Raw genomic sequence first — 695 nt, 5'->3', positions numbered from 1 at the left:
ACATCCTGGGGCTGGAGCAGGTCCCAAGGGTTCGGCTGTTCGCCGATTAAAGTGGTACGTGAGCTGGGTTTAGAACGTCGTGAGACAGTTCGGTCCCTATCTGCCGTGGGTGTAAGAGACTTGAGAGGATTTGTCCCTAGTACGAGAGGACCGGGATGAACATACCTCTGGTGCACCGGTTGTCACGCCAGTGGCACAGCCGGGTAGCTAAGTATGGACGGGATAACCGCTGAAAGCATCTAAGCGGGAAACCCACCTCAAAACGAGGTCTCATAGAGCCGTGACAGACCATCACGTTGATAGGCCGGGTGTGAAAGTGCAGTAATGCATGCAGCTAACCGGTCCTAATCGCTCATACTTCTCACTCCAAAACACATGCACAGAAATCAGCCACACTCTTCACAACGCACCAACCACCACCCTCTCTCAAAAGACAGGGTGGGCTGGAAGACCTGGTGGCCATTGCGAGGGCCCTACACCCGATCCCATCCCGAACTCGGCCGTGAAATCCCTCAGCGCCTATGATACTGCACCTTAAGGTGCGGAAAAGTCGGTCGCCGCCAGGTCCCCCAGCCTACCCACTCACCACACAAAATCCCCCAACATCAACAAACACCACCGCGGGGTGGAGCAGCCCGGTAGCTCGTCAGGCTCATAACCTGAAGGCCGCAGGTTCAAATCCTGCCCCCGCAACC

General features: G+C 56.4%; 1 tRNA gene and 2 rRNA genes. All 3 read left to right on the top strand.

What is annotated here, in order from left to right:
- A 23S ribosomal RNA gene (locus tag GRO01_RS13250) occupies positions 1-368 on the top strand; the annotation flags it as partial.
- An 83-nt stretch (positions 369-451) separates the two neighbouring features.
- Positions 452-566, top strand: a 5S ribosomal RNA gene (rrf, locus tag GRO01_RS13245).
- 53 nt (positions 567-619) lie between these two features.
- Positions 620-693: transfer RNA gene (locus GRO01_RS13240), tRNA-Met, on the top strand.
- Positions 694-695: the final 2 nt, after the last annotated feature.

The sequence above is a fragment of the Gluconobacter roseus NBRC 3990 genome (assembly GCF_006538885.1).
In the GTDB taxonomy this organism is placed as follows: Bacteria; Pseudomonadota; Alphaproteobacteria; order Acetobacterales; family Acetobacteraceae; genus Gluconobacter; species Gluconobacter roseus.
Note: the sequence above shows the minus strand (reverse complement) of the source record. Positions and strands in the feature narration are given on the sequence as shown.